The 1,190-nt window shown below is 72.3% G+C and carries 2 protein-coding genes; both read left to right on the top strand.

Features of this window, described 5'->3' with window-relative positions; translation table 11 throughout:
• Positions 1-704: RsmB/NOP family class I SAM-dependent RNA methyltransferase (locus G6018_RS13115; protein WP_182639841.1), on the top strand; the 704-nt coding region annotated here is incomplete at its 5' end.
• A gap of 6 nt (positions 705-710) precedes the next feature.
• A partial coding sequence (locus G6018_RS13110; RefSeq protein ID WP_182639840.1) for an alpha/beta fold hydrolase occupies positions 711-1,190 on the top strand: 480 nt, incomplete at its 3' end.

The following is a 1,190-nucleotide window of genomic DNA, read 5'->3' as shown; positions in this document are numbered from 1 at the left end:
AGGCGGTGCGCGACCGGCTCGCCACGGTGCAGGACGAGGGCAGTCAGGTCGTCGCGATCGCCGCGTCCCGTGCACCGCTCGTCGGCGAGGACGGCGGCCGGTGGTTGGATCTGTGCGCCGGACCCGGGGGCAAGGCCGTCATGCTGGGCGCGTTGGCGGAGATCGAGGGCGCGACGGTGACCGGTGTGGAGGTCTCTGAACACCGTGCCGACCTCGTGCGGGAGGCCACCCGGGACCTTCCGGTGACCGTCCTCACCGCGGACGGCCGGGATCCCGGTCTGGAACCGGGGTTCGATCGAGTCCTCCTCGACGCACCGTGTTCGGGTCTCGGCGCCCTGAGGCGTCGTCCCGAGGCCCGGTGGCGAAAGACCGCCGCCGACATCCCGGGACTGGTGGTGCTCCAGCGGGAGCTGCTGGAATCCGCACTGCGTCTCGTGCGGCCCGGGGGCGTGGTGCTCTACGCGACGTGTTCCCCCCACCTGTCCGAGACGGTGTCTATGATCCGTGAGGCGAACAGGCGCGACGATGTCGAACTCCTCGACGTACGCGAGATCCTCGAGGGGATCGACGGGGCCGCCACCGAGGGCCTCGGAGACGGACCGTGGGTGCAGCTCTGGCCGCACCGCCACGGCACCGACGCGATGTTCATGGCGGGGTTGCGCAGGGTCACCTCAGACCCCACACCGCCGACACGAGAGGACTGACAGTCGATGCCGTCAGCAGACGCGGACCAGGGCCGGGACGACGCGACCTTCCTCTCCGGCGGGACCGGGTGCGCGGCGTGGGTGTACCGCCCGGAGACCTCGTCGGACCCCGGCGGGACAACCGCACCGGCCATCGTCATGGCGCACGGCCTCGGGTGTATCCGCGATCTCCGACTGCCCGCGTACGCCGAGCGGTTCCGCGACGCCGGCTTCGTCGTCGTGGTCTTCGACTACCGGCACTTCGGCGCGAGCGACGGGCAGCCCCGCCAGCTCCTCGACATCGGCCGTCAGCTCGACGACTGGCGGTCCGCGCTCGCCTTCACCCGGTCACTGACCGGCGTCGACCCGGACCGTGTCATCGCGTGGGGCACGTCGTTCTCGGGCGGCCACGTCCTCACGCTCGCCGGAACAGGGGAGCGACTCGCGGGGGTCGTCGCGCAGGTGCCGCACGTCAGCGGGCCGGCCGCGGTCCGGGCGACGCCGCTG

It is taken from the genome of Dietzia sp. DQ11-44, from assembly GCF_014145205.1.
In the GTDB taxonomy this organism is placed as follows: Bacteria; Actinomycetota; Actinomycetes; order Mycobacteriales; family Mycobacteriaceae; genus Dietzia; species Dietzia natronolimnaea.
Note: the sequence above shows the minus strand (reverse complement) of the source record. Positions and strands in the feature narration are given on the sequence as shown.